Raw genomic sequence first — 25,297 nt, 5'->3', positions numbered from 1 at the left:
CCTGTCTTTTTAGTGTGATACCGCTTTAATAATCAGGGTTATCCCTTCAACGGCAATGACTTCAACCTGCGTTCCGGCGCTCAAATCGTCGCTGGCGCTAACGGGCCATGAGCTATCGCCGACGCGCATGTGTCCGCGACCATTGACCAGGGCGGTTTCCAGAATAAATCGTCGGCCAACCAGCTGCTGTCCGCGCTGGTTAAGATGGCTGTCGGCGGGTTTCTGCTCCTGAACGCGCCTTGCCAGCCATTTCCACCACAGCCACGCCGCCAGCAGGGTGAGGACGGCGAACATTGCCCCCTGCCACGCCCAGTCTAGCGGAACGAGCCAGACGACCAGACCGGTAATCACCGCTGCCACGCCGCTCCACAGCAGATAGCCGTTGCCGCCCAGCATCTCGGCGGCGAGTAGCAAACCGCCGAGGCTGAGCCAGAAGATGTGCGGGTGCACCAGAATCATCGCTATCATGATTTTTTCCGCTCGCTGGCGCTGTCCTTAACCAGTTCGGCGATCCCGGCAATAGAGCCCATCAGGCTGCTGGCATCCAGCGGCATCATCACCACTTTGCTGTTATTCGACGAGCCGATATGCTGCAGCGCTTCGGTGTATTTCTGTGCCACGAAGTAGTTCACTGCCTGAATATCCCCAGCAGCAATGGCCTCAGACACCATCTGCGTTGCGCGAGCTTCGGCTTCTGCTGAACGTTCACGCGCTTCAGCCTGTAAAAACGCGGACTGGCGTTCACCTTCCGCTTTAAGGATCTTCGACTGTTTCTCACCTTCGGCCTTGACGATTTCTGCCTGACGGATCCCTTCGGCCTCAAGAATGTAGGCGCGCTTGGTACGTTCGGCTTTCATCTGCGCGTTCATCGCGTCGATAAGTTCTGCCGGAGGACGCACGTCGCGGATCTCGATACGGGTGATTTTGATGCCCCAGGGATTCGTGGCTTCATCAACAATATGCAGCAGGCGCGTGTTGATGTTGTCGCGTTGGGAGAGCATTTCATCGAGTTCCATCGAACCGAGAACGGTACGAATGTTGGTCATGGTCAGGTTGATAATCGCCAGTTCCAGGTTGCTGACTTCATAGGCGGCTTTCGGCGCGTCGATCACCTGAATAAAGCACACGGCATCAATTGCGACGTTGGCGTTATCTTTGGAGATGACTTCCTGAGAAGGGATATCAAGCACCTGTTCCATCATGTTGATCTTACGACCAATGCGGTCCATGAACGGCACAACAAGGCTTAAACCCGGTTGCAGGGTTTTGGTGTAACGGCCAAAACGCTCTACCGTCCACTGATATCCCTGCGGGACGATTTTGACGCCAGCGCCGACGATCACCAGCGCGACAAAAATAAGAATAGGAATAAAAATGAGCATTGATGAAAACTCCTGTTGTGCTGTCCTTTACTGCCTCATTAATCAAATTATACCCGATTTATCAAGGTGGGCTCCCTTATAATAAATTACAGGCATAGACTGTCTGCACGAAAGATGTAAAAAAGGAATGGGTAATGGAAGAAAGCAGTATTTTGCTTCAGTTAAAAAATGTCGCATGGCAGGCAGGGGAGACGCAGGTTCTCAATAACATCAGTTTTGATCTCCGCGCCGGAGAATTTAAGCTGATTACCGGCCAGTCCGGCTGTGGGAAAAGTACGTTACTCAAGATTGTGGCGTCATTAATGAGTCCGACTGCCGGTGAAATTCTCTTTGAAGGCAAGGAGATAAATACCCTCAAGCCGGAAACGTATCGCCAGCAGGTCTCCTATTGTGCGCAAACGCCTGCTTTATTTGGTGACACCGTTTACGACAACCTCATTTTCCCCTGGCAAATCCGTAACAAACGTCCGGAGCCGGATGCGTTTCTGAGCGATCTGGCCCATTTTGATCTCCCCGAGACGATCCTCAAAAAAAGCATCAATGAGCTGTCCGGTGGCGAGAAGCAGCGCGTCTCGCTAATTCGTAATTTGCAGTTTCTGCCCAAAATTCTGCTGCTTGATGAAATCACCAGCGCGCTGGATGAGGCTAATAAACGTAATGTGAACGAATTAATTCACCACTATGTTCGCGATAAGAATATTGCGGTGCTGTGGGTGACGCACGACAAAGATGAAATTACGCATGCGGATAATGTCATAACCCTTCAACCGCACGCCGGAGAAATGCAGGAAGCACGCAATGAACGAGCATAATATTACCAATGAGTCCCTGGCATTAGCGATGATGCTGGTGGTGGTGGCGATTCTGATTAGCCACAAAGAAAAACTGGCGCTGGAGAAAGATATTCTCTGGAGCGTTTGCCGGGCAGTGGTTCAGCTGATTATCGTCGGCTATGTGCTGAAATATATTTTTGGCGTTAACCACAGTATTCTGACCTTACTGATGGTGCTGTTTATCTGCTTTAACGCGGCTTATAACGCACAAAAGCGCAGTAAATATATTGATAAAGCTTTCCTCTCGTCGTTTATCGCTATCACGGTGGGGGCGGGGCTAACGCTGGCGGTGCTGGTTTTGTCTGGCTCTATCGAGTTCACGCCGATGCAGGTCATCCCGATCTCCGGCATGATTGCAGGCAATGCGATGGTGGCAGTGGGGCTGTGTTACAACAATCTGGGACAGCGGTTTAACAGCGAACAGCAGCAAATTCAGGAAAAACTTAGCCTCGGCGCGACGCCGAAAGTGGCCTCTGCGCCGCTGATTCGCGACAGCATTCGCGCCTCGCTGATCCCAACGATCGACTCTGCAAAAACGGTAGGGCTGGTAAGTTTACCGGGGATGATGTCCGGGTTGATCTTCGCGGGTATTGATCCAGTAAAAGCGATTAAATATCAGATTATGGTGACGTTTATGCTGCTTTCTACCGCCAGCCTGTCGACCATTATTGCCTGCTACCTGACTTATCGGAAGTTCTATAATTCGCGCCACCAATTAGTCGTAACGCATTTGAAGAAGACGTGATGTGATGCCGGAGGGATCGGTATTGGTAGAATTTGTATGCCCGATAAGCGCAAGCGCCATCGGGCAAAATCAAACGGATTAGTACAACAGTGCGTACAGTTGGCGGCGGTATTTTGAGGCCAGCGCATCGCCGGTTCCGAGTGCGGCAAGGATCTCCTGGAAGGTCTTACGTGCCTGACCGTCGGCAGCAGTGAGATCTTTCTTCAGGTGGCTGAACAGCAGTTCCAGTGATTCCTCGTTACGTCCGACCTGATGTAACTGGATGGCTAGTTGAGTTGCCAGCACCGCATCCTGCGGATTGCTGGCGACTTGCTGCTGCAGCTGTTGGATTTCCGGCGTATCCGCCGCCTGCTTCAGCAGTTCTATCTGCGCCACCAGTCCCTGATAGCGGGTATCCTGATCCTGCAACGGAATGGTTTTCAGCACCGCTTCGGCATCGTCAGAACGATTGAGGGCGATTTGCGTTTCCGCCAGCAGCAGGCCAATTTCGCTGCTCTGGTTGGAGATCTGCCAGGCTTCTTTCAGCAGCGGCAGTGCATCCGCGTGATTACCGGCTTCGATGAATTCGATAGCCTGACGCGCTTTCAGCTCTTCTTCGCTCGGCAACACTTTTTCCAGCAGTGCGCGGATAACCTCTTCCGGCTGCGGGCCCTGGAATCCGTCTACTGGCTGACCGTTCTGGAACAGATAAACCGTAGGGATGGCGCGCAGGCCAAACTGAGAAGCGATCATCTGCTCGGCGTCGCAGTCGAGCTTGGCGAGAATAAACTGACCGTTGTACTGGGCGGCAAGGCTCTCCAGTACCGGCGTCAATTGCAGGCAGTGCTGGCTGCGCTCAGACCAAAAATAGAACAGGACCGGCGTGGTCATCGACTGTTCAAGGGTCTGCTGCAGGTTCGATTCGTTAATGTTAACAATATTCTGTGTGGACATGGAGTTACTCTCTTTTGTCGATTTCTTGTTACATGGGGGCTGACGCGCGTGCTTCAACTCAACCCTGTAAAATTTTGTCCATTATGCGGCCTGGCAACAGGCGTTTAAGTAGCATCACTGCCCAGGTCACCAGCGTAACCGGATAACGTAGCTTTGGTTTATCGCTCTCAAATGCATGACGTACTTTGGCGACAACCGCTTCTGGTCCCAGCGTAAAACGCGCGGCAATGCCGGGGTTCTCGACGGGCTTATCGCTCTGGGTCTGGTTGACGTTTTCGGTAAAGCGGGTACGGATGGGGCCGGGCTCAATCAGGCTGACCTTAATGCCGCTGTGGCGCAGTTCCATACGCAGCGCGTCGGACCAGGCTTCCAGCGCATATTTGCTGGCGGCATAGGCGCCGCGTCCCGGCGTTGAGATCAATCCCATCACCGATGAAGTCATCACGATACGCCCTTCGCCGTGAGGGAGCATAGCGGGCAACAGGCGCATGGTAAGCTGATGTGCGCCAAAGAAGTTGGCGGAAAATTGCTGTTCCATCTGTTCACGGCTGATGGTGGGCAGGGGACCATAGACACCGTATCCGGCGTTGTTAAAGATCCCATATAAACGATTATCGGTCAGGGCGATCACTTCATCGGCGGCACGATCCACGCTTTCAGGTGAATCCAGATCCAGCAATACGCCAGTGAATCCCATACTGTTCATACGCGCGACATCGTCAGGTTTGCGACAGCCTGCCAGAATTTGAAAACCCTGGCGCTTTAGTTCAAGTGCGCTTTCCAGACCGATTCCGCTGGAACATCCTGTTATTAAGACCGATTTTTGCATAACTTTACCTGTCAGGATCTCCGTTGTTTTATGAGTCGTGATTTACTAGAGGAGTGAGATGTTGCGCCATCCAGTCGGCAATAAACGGCTGAGCGTCACGGTTAGGATGAATACCATCATCCTGCATCCACTGGGGTTTCAGATAAACCTCTTCCATAAAAAATGGCAGCAGAGGAATATCAAACTCTTTGGCGAGCTTTGGATAAATCGCGCTAAAGGTTTCATTATAACGGCGGCCATAGTTTGCCGGCAGACGAATTTGCATCAGCAGCGGTTCGGCATTTGCCGCTTTGACATCCTGCAGAATCGTGCGCAGGGTTTGTTCGGTTTGCGCAGGCGCAAAGCCGCGCAGGCCATCGTTACCGCCAAGTTCGACCAGCACCCAGCGCGGCTGGTGCTGCTTGAGTAATGCAGGCAGACGGGCCAGACCTTGCTGCGAGGTGTCGCCGCTAATGCTGGCATTCACCACTGGCGTTTTGGTTTGCCATTTATCATTAAGTAGCGCAGGCCACGCGGCGCTGGCGGACATACGGTATCCGGCGCTCAGGCTGTCACCCAGAATTAATAACGTGTCCGCAGCGGCGGCGCGGAAAGTTAACAGGACCAGGAACAGGAAAGGCCAATGCCAGCGGAAAACATTGTTGAAGTTCATCATCTTAAGAAATCCGTCGGTCAGGGTGATCAAGAGCTATCCATCCTTACCGGAGTTGAACTGGTTGTCAAACGCGCCGAGACCATTGCGTTGATTGGCGAGTCGGGATCGGGGAAATCCACGCTGCTGGCGATCCTCGCCGGGCTGGACGATGGCACCAGCGGTGAAGTCAGCCTGGTGGGGCAGGCGCTGCACACTATGGACGAAGAAGCCCGGGCGCAGCTGCGGGCGCGGCACGTGGGTTTTGTCTTCCAGTCATTCATGTTAATTCCAACCCTCAACGCGCTGGAAAACGTCGAACTGCCCGCGCTGCTACGCGGCGAAAATAGCGGAAAAAGCCGTGACGGGGCAAAAACGCTGCTGGAGCAACTGGGGTTGGGAAAACGTCTTGATCATCTTCCGGCCCAGCTTTCCGGCGGGGAGCAGCAACGCGTAGCGCTGGCACGGGCGTTTAACGGACGCCCTGACGTGCTGTTTGCCGATGAACCAACGGGCAATCTGGACCGCCAGACCGGAGACAAAATCGCCGACCTGCTGTTTTCTCTGAACCGGGAACACGGTACCACCCTGATTCTGGTGACCCATGACCCGCAGCTGGCGGCGCGTTGCGATAGGCGTTTACGCCTGGTGAACGGACAGTTGCAGGAGGAGGCATGATTGCACGCTGGTTCTGGCGCGAATGGCGCTCGCCTTCATTACTGATTGTCTGGCTGGCGTTAAGCCTGGCGGTGGCCTGTGTACTGGCGCTTGGCAATATCAGCGATCGCATGGAAAAAGGGTTGAGCCAGCAAAGTCGTGAGTTTATGGCGGGCGATCGGTCGCTGCAAAGTTCGCGCGCCGTACCGAAAGCGTGGATTGACGAGGCGCGACAGCGTGGTCTGAAGGTGGGTGAACAGCTCACCTTTGCCACCATGACCTTTGCCCGGGATACGCCGCAACTGGCGAACGTCAAAGCAGTGGATGATGTGTATCCGATGTACGGCACGCTGCAAACCAATCCGCCGGGGCTGAAACCGCAGCCGGGCTCAGTGCTGTTGGCCCCGCGTCTGATGGCGCTACTCAACTTAAAAATCGGTGATTCCATCGACGTTGGCGATGCCACCCTGCGCATCGCCGGAGAAGTGGTGCAGGAACCGGATTCCGGTTTTAATCCCTTCCAGATAGCGCCGCGCCTGATGATGAACATGGCGGATGTCGAAAAAACGGCGGCGGTCCAGCCGGGAAGCCGTGTGACCTGGCGCTATAAATTTGGTGGTACGCCACAGCAACTGGAAGCCTATGAAAAATGGCTGCTTCCGCAGTTAAAGCCAGAACAGCGTTGGTATGGGCTGGAGCAGGATGAAGGGGCGTTGGGGAAATCACTGGAGCGTTCGCAACAGTTCCTGCTGCTGTCGGCACTGTTAACGCTACTGCTGGCGGTTGCTGCCGTTGCCGTGGCGATGAATCATTACTGTCGCAGTCGTTACGATTTGGTGGCGATATTAAAAACGCTCGGTGCGGGCAGGGCGCAGCTGCGCAAGCTGATTATTGGCCAGTGGCTGATGGTGCTGGCGCTGTCTGGCGTGACCGGCGGGCTGTTCGGGCTGTTATTTGAGCGGGTGCTGGTGGTATTACTGAAGCCAGTTCTGCCCGGTGAGCTGCCGCCCGCCAGCCTGTGGCCGTGGCTGTGGGCACTCGGTACGATGACCGTCATTTCTCTGCTGGTGGGGCTACGCCCTTATCGCCTGCTGCTGGCGACGCAGCCGCTGCGGGTACTGCGTCGCGACGTGGTGGCAAACGTCTGGCCGCTTAAGGTCTATCTGCCCGTAGCAACGATAGTTGTGGTTGCGCTGCTGGCCGGATTGATGGGCGGAAGTATGCTGCTGTGGGCGGTACTGGCCGGGGCTGTGGTGCTGGCGCTGCTGTGCGGCGTGTTGGGCTGGATGTTGCTTAACCTGCTGCGTGGTCTGACGCTGACCTCGCTGCCGCTGCGTTTGGCGGTCAGCCGGCTGTTGCGCCAGCCGTGGTCAACGCTGAGTCAACTGTCGGCATTTTCGCTGTCCTTTATGCTGCTGGCGCTGTTGCTGGTGCTGCGCGGCGATCTCCTCGACCGCTGGCAGCAGCAAATGCCGCCGGAAAGTCCAAACTATTTTCTGATCAACATTGCCACTGAGCAGGTGGCTCCGCTGAAGGTTTTCCTTGCTGAGCATCAGGTGATCCCTGAGTCGTTCTACCCGATAGTGCGGGCGCGTCTGACGGCGATCAATGAGAAATCGACCGAAGGCAATCAGGATGAAGCGCTGAACCGCGAGCTTAATCTGACCTGGCAGGATACCCGCCCGGATCATAACCCGATCGTTGCCGGGAGCTGGCCGCCAAAAGCGGGCGAAGTGTCGATGGAAGAGGGGCTGGCGAAACGGCTGAACGTTAAGCTTGGCGATCGGGTGACCTTTATGGGGGATACCCAGGATTTCAGCGCCACGGTCAGCAGTCTGCGCAAAGTGGACTGGGAAAGCCTGCGACCAAACTTTTTCTTTATCTTCCCTTCCGGCGCGCTGGATGCTCAGCCACAAAGCTGGTTAACCAGCTTTCGCTGGGAGAACGGCAACGGCATGCTGACGCAGCTTAACCGCGAATTCCCGACTATCAGCCTGCTGGATATTGGCGCTATTCTCAAACAGGTGAGTCAGGTGCTGGAGCAGGTGAGCCGCGCGCTGGAGGTGATGGTAGTGCTGGTCACCGCTTGCGGTATGTTGCTGCTATTGGCGCAGGTGCAGGTCGGGATGCGTCAGCGTCATCAGGAACTGGTGGTCTGGCGCACGTTGGGCGCGGGCAAGAAGCTGCTGCGTACCACGCTGTGGTGCGAGTTCGCCATGCTCGGGATGGTCGCCGGACTGGTGGCGGCCATCGGGGCGGAAACTGCGCTGGCGGTGCTGCAAACCCGCGTGTTTGATTTCCCCTGGGAGCCAGACTGGCGGCTGTGGGTTGTGTTGCCGCTTTGTGGGGCATTGCTGCTCTCTCTCTGTGGCGGATGGCTCGGTTCACGTCTTCTTAAAGGCAAAGCGCTGTTCCGTCAGTTCAGCAGTTAATTCATATTCGTGATGATTACGCACCGGTTTTTTTAAATCGGTGCTTTTTTTTATCTATGTAGCACAAAATGATAACTCATTGATATTTAACAGCACAGAACAATAAAAACCCGACAACACGAGTGTATTAATAAACGTTAATATTTGTATGCTGAATAATTGGCAGGCTATCTATCAAGGTACAAATAATGACTATAAAAAAAACGGCGCTGGCGGTATCGATCGGCGCAGCAGTGGCATTAACGACTTTCGCCTCCCAGGCGGAAATCACGGTCCTGAAACAAGATCCGCAGGCGGGCAACCCGCTGAGCCGTCTTAATTTCACCGTCGGCGGGAGTATTCGTCCGCAGTTCCAGAATATGGCCGGTGACGATGGTAAGAATGGCTACAAACGTAATGGCTTCGACGGTGGAACGCGTTTCCGCTTCGCCGCTGACTACTATCTGTTTGATGACATCAGTTGGGTGAGCTATTACGAGCTGGGCGTTAACTTCCCGGCGATGTTCAACTGGGACAATCACTATGCTAACGGCGCCAACGATACTACGCGTCGTATGCTGTACACCGGTCTGAAGAGCGCGACCTGGGGTACGCTGACCTTCGGTCAACAGAACAGCATTTACTATGATGTGGTGGGTGCGAAAACGGATATCTGGGACTACGACATGATCGGCCAGGCGCCAGGTAACGGTATCAATGGCGACTACGACGGTTCCTATCGTACACGTAAGTCACTGAAGTATAAAAATACGGTAGGCGATGTTGATCTTTACGCGTCTTATCTGTTCAGCGATGACTACAACCCGAACAACGGTTTGCGCTACAAACGTAAAGGCGGCGGCTCGCTGGGTGTGGATTATCACATCACCGATGACCTGACCTGGGGTACGGCGTGGAACTACACCCGCGCGGAAATGCGCGGCAACACCAGCAAAACCTACGATCAAAACATCGTCGGTACTGCGTTGAGCTGGAAACCGGACAACTGGACCTTCTCAATGGGCGGCGGCTGGTATCAGAACTTCATGACCACCAAAAAAGTCTCGGTTAACGACTACTTTGCCGGTGATGCTTGGGGTCTGGAATACTTCGCGGGTTACACCTTCCCAGTTGGTCAGTATGCGCTGAAATCCGTGCAGCCATACTTTATGGGCGATCGTATTGAATACGTGAATGGCCGTAACTACCTGCGTACCGACAACGGTGTGGGTATCAGCTTCCAGCTGGATTACGGTTTCCGTGTGGATTACGAACACGTCTTCACCTCCAGCACCGACAATCTGGGCGACATGAACCTGGTGCGTCTGCGTTACGACTTCTAATCGAACGCCTGCCGCCCGATGCGCTTGCGCTTATCGGGCCTACGAGAGCAGGGGGATCGCGTTATTTGTAGGCCGGATAAGGCACTTGTGCCGACATCCGGCTTTTTCATGCCTTCTCACATTTAAAAACACACTCTGCAACATCATGAAATAATTTCAAGGACAGCAGGTTGTGATCTGTGTCATGTTAACAATCAGCCTGTTAACAGGCCAACAAGAACAACGCCGCAAGAACGGCGTGAGACATGACACCACAACGTTAAAATGGAGAGATTATGGGATTGCGTCAGAGTTTACGCGTCGCGACCGGGGCGCTGTTACTGGCCTGTGGATTACAATTTGCTCATGCGAACAGTGATCCGCACACCATCGTATTTGGCGTCGCACCTGGGCCGTACGGCGATATGGTAAAACAAGCCATTGCCCCTACGCTGAAAGAGAAAGGCTATAAGGTCGTGGTGCGCGAATTTAGCGACTACGTGCAGCCGAACATGGCGCTCTCCAACGGCAGCATCGATGCCAACCTGTTCCAGCATTCACTCTACTTTGACAAATTCACCGCCGATAAAGGCCTGAAGCTGAGTAAGCTGATTGTGGTCCCGACGGCCGGGATGGGGTTTTACTCACATAAAATCAAAAGCCTGGATGAGTTGAAAAAAGGGGATGTGATCACGCTTTCCAACGATCCCACTAACCTGGCTCGCGGTCTGCGTTTCCTGCAATCAATTGGCCTTATCACTATCAAAGATAACATCGACCCGACTAAAGCCTCTGAGCGCGATATCGCCAGCAACCCGAAAGGGCTGGTGTTTAAACCGCTGGAAGCGGCACAACTGCCGCGTACGCTGGACGGTGTGACCGGTGCGCTGGTCAACGGCAACTTTGCCGTAGCGGCAAAACTGGATCTCGCCAGCGCCATCAAGCAGGAACACCTGGACGAAAATCTGAAAAATATCATCGCGGTACGCAGTGAAGATGCGGATAAACCATTCGCGAAAGATATTGTCGAGGCGGTGAAATCTCCGGCGTATCGTGCGGTGATCGACGATCCGCAAAATATCTACAGCGCCTTCCAGAAACCGGAATGGATGTCGGCAGCCCAATAATCGCTGCGCACAAGGGTTAACAGGGGCAGCGACGACTGCCCTTTTCGCATTTCTGAGGTGGCTATGATTGAGATTGAGAAAGTTTGCGTGGATTTTAGCGCAGGCCGTGGAGCATCAACCCGGGCGGTTGATGACGTTAGCTTGCGCATTGGCGCAGGTGAGATATTTGGCATTGTCGGGACCAGCGGCGCGGGAAAAAGTACGCTGCTGCGCACCCTGAACGCCTTAACGCGTCCGAGCCAGGGAAGCGTTAAGGTGAACGGCGTAGAAATTTCCGCACTGGAAGGCGCGCATCTACGTAAAGCCCGTCAGCGTATCGGGATGATTTTTCAACATTTTAATCTGATGCATACCCGTACCGTGGCACAAAACGTCGCCTTTAGCCTGAAGGCTGCCGGATGGGAACGCAGTAAAATTGGCCCGCGCGTGAGCGAAATCCTGTCGCTGGTGGGGCTGTCAGACAAGGCGAACCGCTTTCCGGTTCAGCTCAGCGGTGGGCAAAAGCAGCGTGTGGGTATTGCCCGCGCAATTGCCAATCACCCGGATGTGCTGCTGTGTGATGAACCCACTTCCGCGTTAGATCTCGAAACCTCGGCCACGATTCTGGCGTTGCTTAAGCAGATCAACCAACAGTTGGGGATCACGATCGTGCTGATCACCCATGAGATGAACGTAATCAAATCGATTTGCGATCGCGTGGCGGTGATGTCCGGTGGCAAGGTGGTGGAGTCTGGTGAGGTGTTTGATGTTTTTGCTCACCCGCAGCACGCTTTCACTCAGCAACTGGTGTCGCATACCCTCAATCTGACGCTACCCGAGCGTCTGCGCCAGCATCTGCCCGGCCAGTTGCTGAAAATTCTTTTTATCGGCGATTCGGCAGAACAGCCGGTGTTGTCAGAAGTGGCGGTTAAATTTGGCGTGGCGGTGAACATTCTGCACGGCAAAATTGAATATATCGGCGAACGTGCGCTGGGGATTCTGGTGGTGCAACTGACCGCGCCGCATAACCCTTCTACGGTGGATGTCGCCGTGGAACATATTCGTCAACGTACTGCACAGGTGGAGGTGATTCGTGGATGATTTATTGCCTGATTTGACGCTGGCGTTTAATGAAACCTTCCAGATGCTGAGCATCTCTACGCTGTTGGCGATTATTGGCGGTCTGCCGCTCGGTTTTCTTATTTTCGTTACCGACCGGCATTTATTCTGGCAGAACCGTTTTGTGTATCTGCTCAGCTCCGTGCTGGTGAATATTATCCGCTCGGTGCCGTTTGTGATCCTGCTGGTTCTGTTGTTGCCGCTAACCCAGTTTTTGCTCGGCAATACCATTGGACCCATCGCGGCATCGGTCCCACTTTCGGTAGCTGCAATTGCTTTCTATGCCCGTCTGGTTGATAGCGCGCTACGTGAAGTCGATAAAGGCATTATCGAGGCGGCGGAAGCGTTTGGCGCCAGCCCGATGCGCATCATCTGCACCGTTCTGTTACCGGAGGCGAGCGCGGGTCTGCTGCGTGGGCTGACGATAACGCTGGTGAGTCTGATCGGTTACTCCGCAATGGCCGGTATCGTTGGCGGCGGTGGAGTCGGCGACCTGGCGATTCGCTTTGGTTATTACCGCTACGAAACCCAGGTCATGATCGTCACCGTGGTGGCACTGATTATTCTGGTGCAAGTCGTTCAGGTGCTGGGCGACTGGTTGGCGAAACGCGCAGACAAGCGCGACAGACATTGATTACTGTACGCTAAGCCAGTCAGCCACCTCCTGCCATGAGCCGTGAAAGACGATTTTCGCGGCTTTCTTTTCCAGCTGATAGCGATACATCGGGTCGTAATACTCGTTGAGCAACGGCACCAGCCAGCCCATATGCGCGTCGGTGCTGCCCGTTGCCTGCTGTTCGCGCAGAGCCACGTCGAGCAGGGTGGTCAGCTCGGCAAAACGTTGCAAACCCAGACGACGGCGGATAGCAAACAGACCGTGGTGCAGATACTCGCTGTACTCCTGCCAGCCCTGACTCTCGCCATAAGCGTGAGTGAAATCGTGGTGCATGCGCACAAAATACTCTTCGCGCAGTCGCTCCAGCCGTAGCTCAAAAGGATCGTCCACCACCGCAATAGCAGCCTGGCTCATGCGTTCGCGCAAACATTCGGGCAGATGATTAGCGCCGATCATGCGGCCTTCGTCTTCAAGTACCCACAGACGCAGATCCTGACGGCTGTCGGTTTTCAGCATTTCGACCGCCAGCAGGTTTTCAAAGCTTGCCTGGCTCAGCTGCGGCTCAACGGTGCGACCAAACGAGGAACCGCGATGGTGCGCCAGACCTTCGAGATCCACACCGTTTGGCTGCTGTTGCACTAGCTGCGTTTTACCGTTCCCGGTACAGCCGCCTATTAAGACGATCGGTTTTTGTACCAGCTCTTCAGTCAGTTGAATCGCCGCCTGACGCAATGCTTTATAACCGCCTTGTATTAGCGGGTAGTCAGTACCGGACTCGTGCAGCCATTGCTGCACAATGTGCGAACGCTGGCCGCCGCGCGCGCAGCATAAGTAGCCCGCAGGATTTTGACGACAGGCATTCAGCCAGGCCTTCATGCGTTGCTGGCGAGTCTCGCCACAGACCAGTTGATGGCCGAGCGCGAGGGCGGCCTCAGGCCCCTGACGTTTATAACAGGTACCCACGGCAGCACGTTCGTCATCGTTCATTAAGGGAAGGTTTATTGCGCCCGGCATGGCGCCCTGCTGAAATTCGACGGGGGCGCGTACATCGATTAAAGGCGTACCGGCGAGCAGAATTGCGCGATAGTCCGTTCCATCGTTCATGTTTGATCCTGAAAATACAAAACAGCAATGGAGGGGATTTTACGCGCCAGGAGAGGGGCCGGGGAAGGATAAAATCCATTCCCCGGCATTAATGGCTTATTTCAGCTTTGACTGCGCCCAGATAATACCGCTGGCATATTCCGGCGGCAGCAGGGGAATGAGCGCTTCCAGCGTGGCGCTAAGGCGCGCGGTATCGCTGTCGCTCAGGTTCAGGTGACCCACCTTACGCCCTTCACGCACTTCTTTGTCATACCAGTGCAGGTGTACCAGCGGTAGCTTCAGCCAGTCGTAGTTCAGGTCGCTACCAATCAGGTTTACCATCACCGAAGGATGGTTCACCACCGGCGTAGGTAACGGCAGGTTGGTAATGGCGCGCAGGTGCAGCTCAAACTGGCTGATGCTGGCGCCGTTTTGCGTCCAGTGTCCGCTGTTGTGCACGCGCGGAGCCAGTTCGTTGATCAGCAGACCTTCCGGGGTGATGAAACACTCCATCGCCATCACGCCGACATAGCCCAGCTCCTGCATGATGGCGGAGAGCATCGCTTCAGCCTGTGCCTGCTGTCTGGCGTTAGCCTGCGGGAACACCACGCTGGTGCGCAGAATGCCGTCCTGATGCAGGTTATGGGTTAGCGGATAGAAAACGGTGCTGCCGTCATGCGCCCGAGCGCCAACCAGTGAGACTTCGCCAGAGAAGTTGATTCCCCGCTCGACGATGCACTCGCCATAGCAATCATCCGGCAGTTGTGCGGTTTCATTTGCGCGCAAACGCCACTGTCCACGACCGTCATAGCCGCCGACGCGACGCTTGACGATCGCCAGCTCGCCGAGTTTGTCGAATACCGCAGACCATTCGCTTTTATCTGCCAGCAGTTGCCACGGCGCGGTCGCCAGACCTAGCTTGTCAAAAAGCTGCTTTTGCGTCAGACGGTCGGCAATAATCGGGAAGACGTCGCGGTTAACAAATGCCGGGTGGCGCGCCAGTTCGCGAGTGAGCGCCGTTTCCGGCCAGCGCTCAATCTCTGCGGTGATCACGCTTTGCTGAAAAGGGACACCAGCCGGTTCAGCGTCCAGCCCGACGGGCCAGACCGCAATGCCCAGCGGCTCGCCGGCCTGGCGCAGCATGCGTCCTAGCTGACCGTTGCCGAGTACGCAGACCTGCTTCATGCCGCACCTCGCGGGTCCGGGTTTTCCAGCACTTCATCGGTTTGTGCTTTGCGCCAGTCGTCCAGACGCTGGTGTAATGCGTTGTCGTGTGTGGCCAGAATTTGCGCTGCCAGTAGGGCCGCATTGGCCGCACCCGCTTTGCCGATCGCCAGCGTGCCGACCGGAATACCGCGCGGCATTTGAACGATGGAGTAGAGGCTATCTACGCCGCTCAACGCTGCGCTTTGCACCGGAACGCCGAGAACTGGCACCAGCGTTTTCGCCGCAATCATGCCTGGCAAATGCGCTGCGCCACCGGCTCCGGCAATAATCACCTGAAAACCGTTCTCTTCAGCGCTTTCGGCGAAGCTGAACAATTTGTCTGGGGTGCGGTGGGCGGAGACGACTTCAACATGATGCGGAACGTCCAGGATTTCGAAGATTTCGGCGGCGAACTGCATGGTAGCCCAGTCGCTTTTGGACCCCATCACGATGGCGACACGCGCCGGATTATTGCGGGAAGACATGCGTCTGAAAACTCCTGTGGTGCACTACACTCGACTTTTGAGGCCACAGAGAATAGCATAATTAACCTTCAAGGAAAACGATTGCGCGCTTTACACTTCACTCTTCAAGCTGCCTCTTTGTTGGCTGCATCTGCTCACCCCAGTCACTTACTTTTGTAAGCTCCTGGGGACTCACAGATTTGCCGCCTCGATGCAACTCGAATAGTTTTGTGTAAAGAGGAACTGGATATCTGCAGAATTAAAACGGAAACGCGATTAGCTCAACGTCGCTGGGCGTGACTTTCACCATTGAGCCTTCGGTATGCCATGCGCCTAATACCACGCGGAAAGCGGGTTGCTCATTGGCCGTGAGTTCGTGGACAGCCGGACGGTGTGTATGTCCGTGAATTAACCACTGGACCTGATGTTTTTCCATCTCGTTAATCACGGCCTGCGGATTCACATCCATGATTTCCAGCGATTTACTGCTGTTGGCGGCTTTACTGTTGGCGCGCATTTTTGCGGCAATGCGCTGGCGAACAAACAGGGGCAGGGCGAGAAACAGCTTCTGTAGCCAGGGTTGATGCACTTTGGCGCGAAACGCCTGATAGCCTGCGTCGTCGGTGCATAAGGTGTCGCCATGCATGATCAGCACCTTGCGGCCATACAGATCGAGCACTTTTTCTTCGGGAAGCAAGGTCATGCCGCTCGCACGGGCAAAACGTTTGCCGAGCAGAAAATCACGGTTGCCGTGAATAAAAAAGCAGGGGACGCCGGAATCTGCCAGCGTTTTTATCGCTGCGGCCATTTCATGATGCAGCGGATTCGGGTCGTCATCGCCAATCCAGGCTTCAAACAGGTCGCCGAGAATGTATAGCGCATCGGCCTTGCGCGCATCGCCGGCTAAAAAACGCAGAAAACCGGCGGTGATCGCCGGTTCTTCTGTGCAGAGATGAAGATCTGCAATAAACAGTGTCGCCACGATTACTCGCTGACGGTCACGTTTTCGATGATAACGTCTTCTTTTGGCACATCCTGGTGCATACCGCTGCGACCGGTGGAAACGCCTTTGATTTTATCAACCACGTCCATGCCTTCAACAACTTCAGCGAACACGCAGTAACCCCAACCCTGCATGCTTTCACCGGAGAAGTTCAGGAAGTCGTTGTCAGCAACGTTGATGAAGAACTGTGCGGTTGCGGAGTGCGGAGCCTGAGTACGCGCCATTGCCAGCGTACCACGGGTGTTTTTCAGACCGTTGTTCGCTTCGTTTTTGATCGCTTCTTTCGTGGCTTTTTGCTTCATGCCTGGCTCGAAACCGCCGCCCTGGATCATGAAACCGTTAATAACACGGTGGAAAATGGTGTTGTTGTAAAAACCTTCGCGGCAGTAGTCCAGGAAGTTTTTAACTGTTTCAGGCGCTTTATCATCAAACGTTTTGATTACGATATCGCCGTGATTAGTGTGGAAAGTAACCATTTTTGCATCCTGTTCCGATAGATTGGTGCTTCGACCCCGTCAAGGGTCAGAGTTAGGGGTGTGTTATAGCATAACCGCAAGCTGTGATCACCTCGCAAAGTGTGCTGCTTCCGGTCTAAATTATGGGTATTATACAGACTTTACTATCCACACACGTCTACACGGAATCTTCGATGTTAAAAATCTTTAATACACTGACGCGCCAAAAAGAGGAATTCAAACCTATTCATGCCGGGGAAGTCGGCATGTACGTGTGTGGTATTACCGTTTACGATCTCTGTCATATTGGCCACGGACGTACCTTTGTTTCTTTCGACGTCGTCGCGCGCTACCTGCGCTTCCTCGGCTATAAGCTGAAGTATGTACGCAACATTACCGATATTGATGACAAAATCATCAAGCGCGCGAATGAAAACGGTGAAAGCTTTGTCGCATTGGTCGACAGAATGATCGCGGAAATGCATAGCGATTTCGATGCGCTGAATATTCTGCGCCCGGATCTGGAGCCGCGCGCTACGCACCATATCGCTGAAATTATCGAAATCACTGAGCAGCTGATTGCCAAAGGTCACGCTTACGTTGCTGATAACGGCGACGTGATGTTCGACGTGCCGACTGACCCGAACTACGGTCAGCTGTCACGCCAGGATCTGGATCAGCTGCAGGCGGGTGTTCGCGTTGACGTGGTTGATGTGAAGCGTAACCCGATGGACTTCGTGCTTTGGAAAATGTCCAAAGAAGGCGAGCCGAGCTGGCCGTCTCCATGGGGCGCTGGTCGTCCGGGCTGGCACATCGAATGTTCGGCGATGAACTGCAAACAACTGGGTAACCATTTCGATATTCACGGCGGCGGTTCGGACCTGATGTTCCCGCACCATGAAAACGAAATCGCGCAGTCCACCTGTGCGCATGACGGTGAGTACGTTAATTACTGGATGCACTCCGGGATGGTGATGGTTGACCGCGAGAAAATGTCTAAATCGCTGGGCAACTTCTTTACCGTGCGCGATGTGCTGAAATACTACGACGCCGAAACCATCCGCTACTTCCTAATGTCGGGTCACTATCGTAGCCAGCTCAACTACAGCGAAGAGAACCTGAAACAGGCGCGTTCTGCGCTGGAGCGTCTGTACACTGCACTGCGCGGTACCGACAAATCCGTTGCCCCTGCGGGTGGCGAGGCCTTTGAAGCACGTTTCATTGAAGCGATGGACGATGACTTCAACACGCCGGAAGCTTACTCTGTGCTGTTTGATATGGCGCGTGAAGTTAACCGCCTGAAGGGTGAAGATATGGCGGCGGCTAACGGTATGGCTGCGCATCTGCGCAAGCTCTCCAGCGTGCTGGGACTGCTGGAACAGGATCCGGAAGCGTTCCTGCAAAGCGGGGCGCAGGCGGATGACGGTGAAGTTGCTGAAATTGAAGCGTTAATCCAACAGCGTCTGGATGCGCGTAAAGCGAAAGACTGGGCGGCGGCTGATGCCGCGCGTGACCGTCTCAATGAGATGGGCATCGTGCTGGAAGACGGCCCGCAGGGCACCACCTGGCGTCGTAAGTAACTCTCTATATTGCCGGATGGCGGCTTACGCCTTATCCGGCCTACGATGGAATGATCGGTAGGCCTGATAAGCGTAGCGCCATCAGGCACTATTAATGACGTTTGTACCACCACAGCACACCCATCATCATAACGCCCGGCAGCCATACCCACATCAACTCCGAAGTTATTACCTGATGCCCATACGGTGTGGCGTAGCGTGATAACGCAAACGGGGCGACTTTAATCACCTGCCACGGTGCAAAGAAGCGTTCATCCGACCACGGCCACAGCCAGCCGACGCCTTTGCCGCCTGTCGTAACGGAATCCAGCAGACTGTGTGACAGCAGTGAAACCGTCAGGAATAGCCAGCAGCGAATCAATCCCGCCTTAAACCATCGTCGGCCAATCAATACGCAGAGCAGCGGTACCACGAAGGCGAACAGCAGTGAGTGGGTAAATCCCCGGTGGCCAAACACATTGCCATAGGCGACACCGAACTTAAATGACAACACATCGGCATCTGGCAGCATAGCCAGAACGACGCCAGCAAACAGTAATCGTGGGGGGATGACTTTAAGTCCGAGACCTAACCCTAAACAGAGCGGAACGGCTGCGTGGGTAACAATAGTGGGCATGATGATCGCTTCGTGTGGAAAAACAACATGCTAACAGTTCACTGTGAAGCGGGGATGAAGTCATTATCTGAAAACGAGAGGGAGAAGTGGCCGGATACGGTGTTTACCTCATCCGGCACTTAGGGTCACGCCACGACGCTAATGCTGTGACCTTCAAAGCTCACGGTCTGTCCGGCAACGATTTTGCATCGTTTACGCGTTTCAACAACGCCATCGACCTTCACCAACCCTTCGCCAATAGCAATTTTTGCCTGGGCGCCGCTTTCGCTCCAGCCTTCCAGCTTCAGCAGATCGCAGAGTTCAACATGCGGGTGTTTACCCAGTGAAAATGTGGCCATCTTAAACGTCCTTTACATCATGATATTCAACACACGCCTGCAGCGTGTTTTCGATAAGTGTGGCTACGGTCATGGGGCCAACGCCGCCCGGCACTGGCGTGATATATGACGCGCGTGCGGCAGCATCTTCAAAGACCACATCGCCAACAACCTTACCATTCTCCAGACGGTTGATGCCGACATCAATCACAATCGCACCTTCTTTAATCCACTCGCCAGGAATAAAGCCCGGTTTACCGACGGCAACAATTAGCAGGTCAGCATGCTCAACGTGGCGACGCAGATCTTTGGTGAAGCGATGGGTGACGGTGGTGGTGCAGCCAGCCAGCAGCAGTTCCATGCTCATTGGGCGACCGACGATGTTTGAAGCGCCAATGACGACCGCATTAAGGCCGTAGGTGTCGATGTTGTAACGCTCAAGCAGGGTCACGATACCGCGCGGGGTACAAGGACGCAGGCGCGGCGCACGCTGGCACAGGCGACCGACGTTATACGGATGAAAACCGTCAACGTCTTTATCTGGTGCAATACGCTCCAGCACTTTAACGTTGTCGATACCGGCAGGTAACGGCAGTTGTACCAGAATACCGTCGATGGTGGTATCTGCATTGAGCGTATCGATCAGCTCAAGAAGCTCCGCCTCGCTGGTGGTTTCGGGCAGGTCATAGGAGCGGGAGACGAACCCCACTTCGTCGCAGGCTTTGCGTTTACTCGCGACGTATATTTGCGAAGCCGGATTGCTGCCTACCAGCACAACAGCCAGGCCTGGGGCGCGTAATCCAGCCGCTAAACGCGCCTGAACTTTTTGAGCAACCTCAGAGCGCACCTGCTGCGCAATCGTTTTACCGTCAATAATCTTTGCTGCCATCAGAGAGAGGATTCCGTCTGTTACGTTAAATCGAAGGGGATGCCACTATTTTGTCAGAAGCGGGACGTGCTGTCAGTTTTCGTTTGCGTTTTTATGTGCGCCAGGGCCGTCAGGGCTGCAAATGGTGTCGGCACAAAGGCTGAAGCCTTACGAATAAATAATAAGCATGCTAATTAAAATTAACGTGAATGAAACATCTCATCACCCTGGGTTCTTTATGGGTAATGCTTCATAAACCAGACTGTTACGTACTATTACGGCGGCATTTAGGTAATATTAACCAAGACTTTTCTTAGATCCCATTAAGAATTAACCAGGGCTATTAAAAGGATTTGCAGGTATTTTTCATTAATTGAAATGTTTAATTTATCGCTGTGACGAATAGTCATATTCGCGAAGGATAATTAGTAAATCAAATACTCAGGAGAGTCGGGGTAAAAGGTTAGCTAATTCTCTTGCGATATATATCTTTACAGGATGCAGAGATAATTAGCCTGACATTTAATGTCGATAATGAAAACGGATCCCGCAGGATGCTGGAGCCGGATGTGTGTAATTCAAGGGAAATCCATGAAACGTAAATTAATGACCTCTTCTGTTATTGCCAGCCTGATGTTAGTCGCAGGTGCTGCGGTTGCAGCCGATCCGGTAAGTGTGAGCGGCGGTACTGTGCATTTTGAAGGTGAACTGGTCAATGCAGCCTGTGCAGTCAGTACTCAGTCATCCGATCAGGTTGTCACCTTAGGCCAGTATCGTACTGCCAGTTTTGCCGCAGTAGGTGATACAACGGCACAAATTCCGTTCTCCATCGTGCTGAACGATTGTGATCCGAAAGTTGCTGCAACCGCAGCCGTTGCTTTCTCTGGTCAGGCAGATGCCACCAACTCGGCTCTGTTGGCTGTTTCTTCAGGGAATAACACCACTACTGCTGGCGGTGTTGGTATCGAAATTCTGGACAACACGTCCACCGCGCTGAAGCCGGATGGAGCCACCTTCTCTACCGCTCAGGCGCTGGTAGAAGGAACCAACACCCTGCGTTTCTCTGCGCGTTACAAAGCCACTGCCACCAGCGCTACGCCGGGTCAGGCAAATGCCGACGCGACGTTCATCATGAAGTACGAATAAGCCGTTTTGATTTGCGCAAGGATGACGTTCGCCTCACTGGATGAGGCAATTTCCGGGGATGATGAAGGATGCGGCAGATGATAGGGAAAGGCGTGGCGCTGGCGGGAATGCTGTGCGTACTGCCTGTGTTTGCACATACGGTAATACTGGAAAGTGGCCGCCTTCACTTACGGGGGCAGCTCGTCAATGGTGCCTGTACGGTCGCTACTGACAGCCAAAATTTGCGGGTGCAAATGGGGCAGTATCGCACCAATGCTTTCTCCGGGACGGGGAGCTTTGCCTCTACCAGCGTGCCGTTTTCACTGCGCTTAACGTCATGCAGCTCCGATGTTTATGACCACGTTGGGATTGCGTTTGCAGGCGTGACGCCAGCGGAAGATCCGCAGGTTTTCCTTGCCAGTGGAGATGCGTCTGCGGCTTCGGGGATCGGCCTGGCGTTATTTGACCAGCGCCAACGGCAAATTATTCCGAATGCGCTGCCGCTTCATTATGCGCCGATTATAACGCAAGAGATGACGTTTCATTTCACTGCTCGTTATCGGGCTGTCTCGGAAAATATAACGCCGGGAACGCTTCGTTCAGACGTGTGGTTTACGTTGGTTTATCCCTGATTTATTTCCCAACGATAATCACACCAAAGGTATTTGTAGCTATGTTTAATTATCTAAAATCAGGTTTTATCCTTTTACTATTCTTATTTCCTGTTGCCAGTGTTCAGGCTGCCGGAGGCATTGCATTAGGCGCTACCCGTGTTATTTATCCAGCCGATGCCAAACAAACGTCACTGTCTATTAGCAATAGTGATACCAAAGAACGTTACCTGGTCAATTCATGGATTGAGAATAGCGCAGGTGTTAAAGAAACATCGTTTGTGGTTACGCCTCCGTTGTTTGTCAGCGAGCCCAAAAGCGAAAACACGTTGCGTATTATCTATGCAGGTGTTCCGTTGCCCAAAGATCGTGAGTCGCTGTTCTGGATGAACGTAAAAGCCATTCCGTCAGTCAATAAAAACAGCCTTGAGGGCAAAAACGTTCTGCAACTGGCGATTCTGTCCCGCATCAAGCTTTTTGTGCGCCCGAATAATTTGCCGCAAATTCCGGAAGATGCGCCCGGGATGCTGAAATTCTCCCGTTCCGGCAACCACCTGAAAATTAACAATCCGTCAGCGTATTACGTCACGTTGGTCAATCTCAACGTGGGGAAAACGAAGGTCGATAACGTGATGGTTGCACCGAAAAGCGATGCGCAGGTTCTGTTGCCAACAGGCGTGCAGGGTAACGTTACGTTCCAGACGGTCAATGATTATGGCGCTGTGACCCCGGCCCAAACGGTTAGCGTGCGTTGAGATAACGATGAATAAGACAACGTATTTTCCTGGCCTGTTTCCGGGGGTTACGCCACCGCTGGCGGGGGTGGCGTTGTCCACGCTGGCGGCGCTCTTTCCCTCTTTAAGCCATGGTGAAAGCTATTTTAATCCGGCCTTTTTATCTGCGGATACGGCAACCGTGGCGGATTTATCACGTTTTGAAAAAGGTAATCACCAGCCTGAAGGTGTTTATCGCGTGGATATCTGGCGCAACGATGAGTTTGTGGCTACTCAGGATATTCGCTTTACGACCAGCGCGGGAAAAGCCGGGGAGAAGTCTGGTGGGCTGATGCCGTGCTTTGGGCTCGACTGGGTGAAGCGCCTTGGTGTCAATATCGCCGCGTTTCCGGCACTCAATAAGGGTGCGAACGATACCTGTATCAATCTACCTGAGGCGATTCCAGGCAGCGAGATTGCGTTTGATTTTTCTACCCTGCGACTAAACGTCAGCCTGCCGCAGGCGTCGATGTTAAACAGCGCGCGTGGCTATATTCCACCGGAAGAGTGGGATGAAGGCATCCCGGCCGCGCTGGTCAACTACAGCTTTACCGGCAGCCGCGGGAGTGATACGGACAGCTATTTCTTAAGTATGCTCAGTGGCCTGAACTATGGTCCCTGGCGCTTGAGAAATAACGGCGCATGGAGCTATTCCAAAGGTGACGGATATCACTCACAAAGCTGGAAAAACATCGGCACATGGCTTCAGCGCGCGATTATCCCGCTGAAGGGCGAGCTGGTGATGGGTGACAGCAACACCGGTAACGACGTTTTTGACAGCGTCGGATTTCGCGGGGCGCGGCTCTATTCTTCAGACAGTATGTATCCCGACAGCTTACAGGGCTACGCGCCTACCGTTCGCGGTATTGCGCGAACAGCGGCAAAGCTAACCATTCGTCAGAATGGCTATGTGATTTATCAAAGCTATGTTTCACCGGGCGCTTTCTCGATAACCGATCTCAACCCGACGTCATCCAGCGGTGACCTTGAGGTGACGGTGGACGAAAAGGACGGCAGCCAACAGCGCTATACGGTGCCGTACTCCACGGTTCCGTTGTTACAGCGAGAAGGGCGTTTCAAATATGACGTGGTCGCAGGGGATTTTCGCAGCGGCAATAGCCAACAATCTTCTCCATTCTTTTTCCAGGGAACATTAATTGCTGGGTTACCAGAAGGCTACACCGCTTACGGCGGTACGCAGTTGGCCTCACGCTACACGGCGGTGGTTTTAGGCACCGGCCGAAACCTGGGGGACTGGGGGGCTGTTTCTGTCGATCTAACTCATGCCCGCAGCCAACTGGCGGATGACAGTACGCATCAGGGGCAGTCATTGCGTTTTCTATATGCGAAATCGCTGAACAATTTTGGCACCAACTTTCAGTTGTTGGGATATCGCTACTCTACGCGTGGTTTCTACACCCTCGACGATGTGGCGTATCGCAGTATGGAAGGCTATGAGTACGAATACGACAGCGAGGGCAATCGCCACGATGTGCCCGATGTGAAGAGTTACCACAACCTGAGCTACAGCAAAAAGGGCCGTTTCCAGATAAACATTTCGCAGAATCTGGGGGATTACGGATCGCTGTATGTCTCGGGTAGTCAGCAAACGTACTGGAATACCTCAGACACCAATACCTGGTATCAACTGGGCTATGCCAGCGGCTGGCAAGGTATTAGCTATTCACTCTCCTGGTCGTGGAATGAATCGGTTGGCATCTCCGACACCGACCGTATTGTCGCGTTCAATATGTCAATACCGTTCAGCCTGCTGAGCGGACGGCGCTACTCGCGAGATAGCGCCTTCGATCGCACCTACGCCACCTTTAATGCTAACCGTAATAGCAATGGACAAAACAGCTGGCAGAGCGGGATCGGCGGTACGTTGCTGGATGGACGCAACCTGAGCTACAGCGTGAATCAGGGGCACAGCAGCACCAATGGCTACAGCGGAAACGCCAGTGCCAACTGGCAGGCGGCCTATGGCACGCTGGGCGTGGGATACAACTACGATCGCGATCAGCATGACTACAACTGGCAACTCTCTGGCGGCGTGGTGGGGCATGCGGATGGCATTACGCTCAGTCAGCCTCTGGGTGATACCAACGTGCTGATTAAAGCGCCTGGCGCACAGGGTGTGCGGATAGAAAACCAGACCGGCGTTCAAACCGACTGGCGTGGATACGCGGTGATGCCGTATGCCACCGTCTATCGCTATAACCGCGTCGCGTTAGACACCAATTCCATGAACAACAATACCGATGTGGAAAATAACGTCAGCAGCGTAGTACCAACGCAAGGGGCGCTGGTGCGAGCGGCGTTTGATACACGAATCGGTGTGCGGGCGCTGATTACCGCCAAATATGCCGGTAAACCCGTGCCGTTTGGCTCTATTGTGCGGGAAAACACCAGCGGCGTGACCAGTATGGTGGGCGAAGACGGGCAAATTTATCTCAGTGGTCTGCCGCTAAAAGGCGAGTTGCTGATCCAATGGGGGGAAGGCGCAAACGCTCGCTGCGTGGCGCGCTATGCCTTGCCTGAGGAGAGTCTGAAACAGGCGGTGACGCTCACGAACGTGACGTGCGAATCTCCAACGGCACGACAGGAATAAT

26 protein-coding genes are annotated in these 25,297 nt (G+C 54.0%); 13 read left to right on the top strand and 13 right to left on the bottom strand.

Annotated features, from left to right (window positions below; translation table 11 throughout):
* Nucleotides 1-9: 9 nt before the first annotated feature.
* Together OGV74_RS19620 and OGV74_RS19615 are read right to left on the bottom strand one after the other, a co-directional pair.
* Nucleotides 10-468 (bottom strand): NfeD family protein, encoded by a 459-nt coding sequence (locus OGV74_RS19620; protein WP_003021832.1) that lies wholly within the window; start codon nucleotides 466-468, stop codon nucleotides 10-12.
* Complete coding sequence (locus OGV74_RS19615) at nucleotides 465-1,382, bottom strand: SPFH domain-containing protein (protein ID WP_003021835.1); 918 nt, start codon at nucleotides 1,380-1,382, stop codon at nucleotides 465-467. Before OGV74_RS19615 ends, OGV74_RS19620 begins: the two co-directional genes overlap by 4 nt.
* Before the next feature lie 134 nt (nucleotides 1,383-1,516).
* Here OGV74_RS19615 and fetA point away from each other — a divergent pair, with 134 nt between their 5' ends.
* Both fetA and fetB read left to right on the top strand, forming a co-directional pair.
* Nucleotides 1,517-2,194 carry an iron efflux ABC transporter ATP-binding subunit FetA gene (gene fetA, locus OGV74_RS19610; protein ID WP_003021838.1) on the top strand — a complete coding sequence of 226 codons (678 nt, stop codon included), beginning with the start codon at nucleotides 1,517-1,519 and terminating at the stop codon, nucleotides 2,192-2,194.
* Nucleotides 2,181-2,960, top strand: coding sequence for an iron efflux ABC transporter permease subunit FetB (gene fetB / locus OGV74_RS19605; protein ID WP_003835795.1), 780 nt, complete (start codon nucleotides 2,181-2,183; stop codon nucleotides 2,958-2,960). Before fetA ends, fetB begins: the two co-directional genes overlap by 14 nt.
* Before the next feature lie 78 nt (nucleotides 2,961-3,038).
* On the opposite strand, the gene OGV74_RS19600 is transcribed toward fetB, so the two are convergent.
* From OGV74_RS19600 to tesA, 3 genes are read right to left on the bottom strand one after another with little or no spacing between them, the layout of a single operon-like run.
* Nucleotides 3,039-3,893: a co-chaperone YbbN gene (locus tag OGV74_RS19600; RefSeq protein WP_003021844.1), complete on the bottom strand. Its 855-nt coding sequence runs from the start codon at nucleotides 3,891-3,893 to the stop codon at nucleotides 3,039-3,041.
* A gap of 58 nt (nucleotides 3,894-3,951) precedes the next feature.
* On the bottom strand, nucleotides 3,952-4,722 hold the full coding sequence (locus tag OGV74_RS19595) for an SDR family oxidoreductase (RefSeq protein WP_003021847.1): 771 nt from the start codon (nucleotides 4,720-4,722) through the stop codon (nucleotides 3,952-3,954).
* Between the two features lie 28 nt (nucleotides 4,723-4,750).
* The gene (gene tesA, locus OGV74_RS19590) at nucleotides 4,751-5,374 is read right to left on the bottom strand and encodes a multifunctional acyl-CoA thioesterase I/protease I/lysophospholipase L1 (protein WP_032932667.1); all 624 of its coding nucleotides are present in this window, start codon (nucleotides 5,372-5,374) and stop codon (nucleotides 4,751-4,753) included.
* Between tesA and ybbA the strand changes: the two genes are divergently transcribed.
* The 6 genes from ybbA (at nucleotide 5,345) to OGV74_RS19560 (ending at nucleotide 12,602) form a co-directional block, all read left to right on the top strand.
* Nucleotides 5,345-6,031 carry a putative ABC transporter ATP-binding protein YbbA gene (ybbA, locus tag OGV74_RS19585; protein WP_048233212.1) on the top strand — a complete coding sequence of 229 codons (687 nt, stop codon included), beginning with the start codon at nucleotides 5,345-5,347 and terminating at the stop codon, nucleotides 6,029-6,031. The genes tesA and ybbA overlap by 30 nt on opposite strands.
* Nucleotides 6,028-8,442, top strand: a complete 2,415-nt coding sequence (gene ybbP, locus OGV74_RS19580) for a putative ABC transporter permease subunit YbbP (RefSeq protein WP_086503786.1) — start codon at nucleotides 6,028-6,030, stop codon at nucleotides 8,440-8,442. Before ybbA ends, ybbP begins: the two co-directional genes overlap by 4 nt.
* A gap of 188 nt (nucleotides 8,443-8,630) precedes the next feature.
* Nucleotides 8,631-9,764, top strand: coding sequence for a porin (locus OGV74_RS19575; protein WP_048212385.1), 1,134 nt, complete (start codon nucleotides 8,631-8,633; stop codon nucleotides 9,762-9,764).
* 275 nt (nucleotides 9,765-10,039) lie between these two features.
* Nucleotides 10,040-10,870 carry a MetQ/NlpA family ABC transporter substrate-binding protein gene (locus OGV74_RS19570; RefSeq protein ID WP_003021862.1) on the top strand — a complete coding sequence of 277 codons (831 nt, stop codon included), beginning with the start codon at nucleotides 10,040-10,042 and terminating at the stop codon, nucleotides 10,868-10,870.
* Between the two features lie 63 nt (nucleotides 10,871-10,933).
* Nucleotides 10,934-11,950: a virulence-associated ABC transporter ATP-binding protein SfbB gene (gene sfbB / locus OGV74_RS19565; RefSeq protein WP_086503787.1), complete on the top strand. Its 1,017-nt coding sequence runs from the start codon at nucleotides 10,934-10,936 to the stop codon at nucleotides 11,948-11,950.
* On the top strand, nucleotides 11,943-12,602 hold the full coding sequence (locus tag OGV74_RS19560; protein ID WP_003021866.1) for a methionine ABC transporter permease: 660 nt from the start codon (nucleotides 11,943-11,945) through the stop codon (nucleotides 12,600-12,602). The genes sfbB and OGV74_RS19560 overlap by 8 nt, the downstream gene beginning before the upstream one ends.
* Here the strand turns inward: OGV74_RS19560 and mnmH are convergent, their stop codons facing one another.
* The 5 genes from mnmH to ppiB all read right to left on the bottom strand — a co-directional run bounded on the left by mnmH (nucleotide 12,603) and on the right by ppiB (nucleotide 16,816).
* A complete protein-coding gene (mnmH, locus tag OGV74_RS19555; protein WP_061547893.1) occupies nucleotides 12,603-13,688 on the bottom strand; it encodes a tRNA 2-selenouridine(34) synthase MnmH in 1,086 nt (361 codons plus the stop codon).
* 96 nt (nucleotides 13,689-13,784) lie between these two features.
* Nucleotides 13,785-14,852: a 5-(carboxyamino)imidazole ribonucleotide synthase gene (gene purK, locus OGV74_RS19550; RefSeq protein ID WP_086503788.1), complete on the bottom strand. Its 1,068-nt coding sequence runs from the start codon at nucleotides 14,850-14,852 to the stop codon at nucleotides 13,785-13,787.
* Nucleotides 14,849-15,358: a 5-(carboxyamino)imidazole ribonucleotide mutase gene (gene purE / locus OGV74_RS19545; protein WP_003021871.1), complete on the bottom strand. Its 510-nt coding sequence runs from the start codon at nucleotides 15,356-15,358 to the stop codon at nucleotides 14,849-14,851. Before purE ends, purK begins: the two co-directional genes overlap by 4 nt.
* 238 nt (nucleotides 15,359-15,596) lie before the next feature.
* Complete coding sequence (gene lpxH / locus OGV74_RS19540; protein WP_003835755.1) at nucleotides 15,597-16,319, bottom strand: UDP-2,3-diacylglucosamine diphosphatase; 723 nt, start codon at nucleotides 16,317-16,319, stop codon at nucleotides 15,597-15,599.
* A gap of 2 nt (nucleotides 16,320-16,321) precedes the next feature.
* Entirely contained in the window at nucleotides 16,322-16,816 is a 495-nt protein-coding gene (ppiB, locus tag OGV74_RS19535) for a peptidylprolyl isomerase B (RefSeq protein ID WP_003021875.1), read from the bottom strand.
* A gap of 173 nt (nucleotides 16,817-16,989) precedes the next feature.
* Between ppiB and cysS the strand changes: the two genes are divergently transcribed.
* On the top strand, nucleotides 16,990-18,375 hold the full coding sequence (cysS, locus tag OGV74_RS19530) for a cysteine--tRNA ligase (RefSeq protein WP_086503789.1): 1,386 nt from the start codon (nucleotides 16,990-16,992) through the stop codon (nucleotides 18,373-18,375).
* Between the two features lie 91 nt (nucleotides 18,376-18,466).
* Here the strand turns inward: cysS and OGV74_RS19525 are convergent, their stop codons facing one another.
* The 3 genes from OGV74_RS19525 to folD form a co-directional block, all read right to left on the bottom strand.
* Complete coding sequence (locus tag OGV74_RS19525; protein WP_003021883.1) at nucleotides 18,467-18,991, bottom strand: metal-dependent hydrolase; 525 nt, start codon at nucleotides 18,989-18,991, stop codon at nucleotides 18,467-18,469.
* 125 nt (nucleotides 18,992-19,116) lie between these two features.
* Nucleotides 19,117-19,329, bottom strand: a complete 213-nt coding sequence (gene ybcJ, locus OGV74_RS19520; RefSeq protein ID WP_003021885.1) for a ribosome-associated protein YbcJ — start codon at nucleotides 19,327-19,329, stop codon at nucleotides 19,117-19,119.
* A gap of 1 nt (nucleotide 19,330) precedes the next feature.
* The gene (gene folD, locus OGV74_RS19515) at nucleotides 19,331-20,197 is read right to left on the bottom strand and encodes a bifunctional methylenetetrahydrofolate dehydrogenase/methenyltetrahydrofolate cyclohydrolase FolD (RefSeq protein WP_003021887.1); all 867 of its coding nucleotides are present in this window, start codon (nucleotides 20,195-20,197) and stop codon (nucleotides 19,331-19,333) included.
* Between the two features lie 570 nt (nucleotides 20,198-20,767).
* Between folD and fimA the strand changes: the two genes are divergently transcribed.
* From fimA to OGV74_RS19495, 4 genes are all read left to right on the top strand, one after another.
* On the top strand, nucleotides 20,768-21,322 hold the full coding sequence (gene fimA / locus OGV74_RS19510) for a type 1 fimbrial major subunit FimA (protein ID WP_032947919.1): 555 nt from the start codon (nucleotides 20,768-20,770) through the stop codon (nucleotides 21,320-21,322).
* Between the two features lie 77 nt (nucleotides 21,323-21,399).
* On the top strand, nucleotides 21,400-21,933 hold the full coding sequence (gene fimI, locus OGV74_RS19505) for a type 1 fimbrial protein subunit FimI (RefSeq protein WP_003847496.1): 534 nt from the start codon (nucleotides 21,400-21,402) through the stop codon (nucleotides 21,931-21,933).
* Between the two features lie 41 nt (nucleotides 21,934-21,974).
* The gene (fimC, locus tag OGV74_RS19500) at nucleotides 21,975-22,667 is read left to right on the top strand and encodes a type 1 fimbria chaperone FimC (protein WP_016149733.1); all 693 of its coding nucleotides are present in this window, start codon (nucleotides 21,975-21,977) and stop codon (nucleotides 22,665-22,667) included.
* Nucleotides 22,668-22,674: 7 nt separating this feature from the next.
* The gene (locus OGV74_RS19495; protein ID WP_086503790.1) at nucleotides 22,675-25,296 is read left to right on the top strand and encodes a fimbrial biogenesis usher protein; all 2,622 of its coding nucleotides are present in this window, start codon (nucleotides 22,675-22,677) and stop codon (nucleotides 25,294-25,296) included.
* The last annotated feature ends 1 nt before the right edge of the window (nucleotide 25,297 follow it).

The organism is Citrobacter sp. Cf116, from assembly GCF_030336505.1.
GTDB classification, from domain to species: Bacteria; Pseudomonadota; Gammaproteobacteria; order Enterobacterales; family Enterobacteriaceae; genus Citrobacter; species Citrobacter freundii.
This window is presented reverse-complemented; position numbering and strand designations above follow the sequence as displayed.

What these genes read in the sequence shown, in the direction of transcription:
- folD (WP_003021887.1), bottom strand. Translation starts at nt 20,197, where the DNA reads ATGGCAGCAAAGATTATTGACGGTAAAACGATTGCGCAGCAGGTGCGC.
- OGV74_RS19600 (WP_003021844.1), bottom strand. Translation starts at nt 3,893, where the DNA reads ATGTCCACACAGAATATTGTTAACATTAACGAATCGAACCTGCAGCAG.
- OGV74_RS19525 (WP_003021883.1), bottom strand. Translation starts at nt 18,991, where the DNA reads ATGCCCACTATTGTTACCCACGCAGCCGTTCCGCTCTGTTTAGGGTTA.
- OGV74_RS19570 (WP_003021862.1), top strand. Translation starts at nt 10,040, where the DNA reads ATGGGATTGCGTCAGAGTTTACGCGTCGCGACCGGGGCGCTGTTACTG.
- ybcJ (WP_003021885.1), bottom strand. Translation starts at nt 19,329, where the DNA reads ATGGCCACATTTTCACTGGGTAAACACCCGCATGTTGAACTCTGCGAT.
- ybbP (WP_086503786.1), top strand. Translation starts at nt 6,028, where the DNA reads ATGATTGCACGCTGGTTCTGGCGCGAATGGCGCTCGCCTTCATTACTG.
- fetB (WP_003835795.1), top strand. Translation starts at nt 2,181, where the DNA reads ATGAACGAGCATAATATTACCAATGAGTCCCTGGCATTAGCGATGATG.
- sfbB (WP_086503787.1), top strand. Translation starts at nt 10,934, where the DNA reads ATGATTGAGATTGAGAAAGTTTGCGTGGATTTTAGCGCAGGCCGTGGA.
- fimC (WP_016149733.1), top strand. Translation starts at nt 21,975, where the DNA reads ATGTTTAATTATCTAAAATCAGGTTTTATCCTTTTACTATTCTTATTT.
- OGV74_RS19615 (WP_003021835.1), bottom strand. Translation starts at nt 1,382, where the DNA reads ATGCTCATTTTTATTCCTATTCTTATTTTTGTCGCGCTGGTGATCGTC.
- OGV74_RS19620 (WP_003021832.1), bottom strand. Translation starts at nt 468, where the DNA reads ATGATAGCGATGATTCTGGTGCACCCGCACATCTTCTGGCTCAGCCTC.
- fimI (WP_003847496.1), top strand. Translation starts at nt 21,400, where the DNA reads ATGATAGGGAAAGGCGTGGCGCTGGCGGGAATGCTGTGCGTACTGCCT.
- OGV74_RS19575 (WP_048212385.1), top strand. Translation starts at nt 8,631, where the DNA reads ATGACTATAAAAAAAACGGCGCTGGCGGTATCGATCGGCGCAGCAGTG.
- purK (WP_086503788.1), bottom strand. Translation starts at nt 14,852, where the DNA reads ATGAAGCAGGTCTGCGTACTCGGCAACGGTCAGCTAGGACGCATGCTG.
- ybbA (WP_048233212.1), top strand. Translation starts at nt 5,345, where the DNA reads ATGCCAGCGGAAAACATTGTTGAAGTTCATCATCTTAAGAAATCCGTC.
- OGV74_RS19595 (WP_003021847.1), bottom strand. Translation starts at nt 4,722, where the DNA reads ATGCAAAAATCGGTCTTAATAACAGGATGTTCCAGCGGAATCGGTCTG.
- fimA (WP_032947919.1), top strand. Translation starts at nt 20,768, where the DNA reads ATGAAACGTAAATTAATGACCTCTTCTGTTATTGCCAGCCTGATGTTA.
- OGV74_RS19495 (WP_086503790.1), top strand. Translation starts at nt 22,675, where the DNA reads ATGAATAAGACAACGTATTTTCCTGGCCTGTTTCCGGGGGTTACGCCA.
- cysS (WP_086503789.1), top strand. Translation starts at nt 16,990, where the DNA reads ATGTTAAAAATCTTTAATACACTGACGCGCCAAAAAGAGGAATTCAAA.
- tesA (WP_032932667.1), bottom strand. Translation starts at nt 5,374, where the DNA reads ATGAACTTCAACAATGTTTTCCGCTGGCATTGGCCTTTCCTGTTCCTG.
- purE (WP_003021871.1), bottom strand. Translation starts at nt 15,358, where the DNA reads ATGTCTTCCCGCAATAATCCGGCGCGTGTCGCCATCGTGATGGGGTCC.
- mnmH (WP_061547893.1), bottom strand. Translation starts at nt 13,688, where the DNA reads ATGAACGATGGAACGGACTATCGCGCAATTCTGCTCGCCGGTACGCCT.
- ppiB (WP_003021875.1), bottom strand. Translation starts at nt 16,816, where the DNA reads ATGGTTACTTTCCACACTAATCACGGCGATATCGTAATCAAAACGTTT.
- fetA (WP_003021838.1), top strand. Translation starts at nt 1,517, where the DNA reads ATGGAAGAAAGCAGTATTTTGCTTCAGTTAAAAAATGTCGCATGGCAG.